The following is a 1,050-nucleotide window of genomic DNA, read 5'->3' as shown; positions in this document are numbered from 1 at the left end:
GGTGGACGGTAATTGACCTCAAAGGCTCTACAACCAGCACCATTATAGACATAATTAACTTAATATATTTTAGCAACCGTATCTAGGAAAACGCAGATGTATCATCGCTTTGGGGTATTATTAAATATTTACATGTTATTAGGGATGGTTTTGTTCGGTGTTGCCACATCCGTTCAGGCCAGTGATTCTGCACCGGAAGAAAGGAAAGAATCCATAACTCGTGTTGAAAAAACAAGCTCAAATAATATTCATGTCGATGAAATAGTAATAAAAAACTCGAACCCAGCAACTGGTGATTCTTTAATTTCCGATGAAGAGCACAAAAGACTAGTATCGAAGTTATCAATCGATGCTGAAAAAGAGGTCTCAAACTGGGCTACTGGACAAATTATGTTTGGGGTTATTGCTTTATTCCTTGGATCGATTGGCGGAATATGGGCCTTCTTTAGTAGTACAGTCGAAAGAAAAATAGAAAAGCAAGTCGATAAACTAGATAAGAAAAGAGAAGAGGCTATTGATGCAACTATAAAAGTTAAACATGAGATAGACCTCGCTCAGGAAACTTTAAAGGAGTTTCGTAAAAAAGAGAACGAAATTAACGGAAAAATAGAAGAATTTCAAAATATTATTCTTGAGAAGGAAAGAGAAATTTCGGGACTCAATCTTAATTTAGATTCTATTAAAGATGAGTTAGAATCAAAAGTCACCACAGAAACATTTAGGCTTGAGCAGAAAAATAAAGTACTTCGTCTTGTACTTAAAGAAGTTGATGGTTATGAAAAATATGAAAATCAGACAATAGACAAACTAATCGATGATTTGAATTGTTCGGACGAAAAAACAAAATACAATGCCGCAGAATTACTTCCTCAATTCGAAATTGACTCTAGTAAGATAACAGACGCATTTGTTGCAACATTAAAGAGCAGTTCAGACGGCACTTTGGATTCCTTGCTGTTAAGTGGGCTAAGCGAATTACGAGGCGACAAAAATACTTTAAACTACCTTTTTGAAGCTAGTGCCAACTTAAAAAATCCAAATATACTTGCT

Annotated in this window: 1 protein-coding gene; it reads left to right on the top strand. The window is 35.1% G+C overall.

The features are described from left to right. Positions 1–96: 96 nt before the first annotated feature. On the top strand, positions 97–1,050 hold a 954-nt coding region (locus C0512_RS15975; protein WP_290863369.1), incomplete at its 3' end, for a hypothetical protein.

The sequence above is a fragment of the Flavobacterium sp. genome (assembly GCF_013822155.1).
Classification (GTDB): domain Bacteria; phylum Bacteroidota; class Bacteroidia; order Flavobacteriales; family Flavobacteriaceae; genus Flavobacterium.
This window is presented reverse-complemented; position numbering and strand designations above follow the sequence as displayed.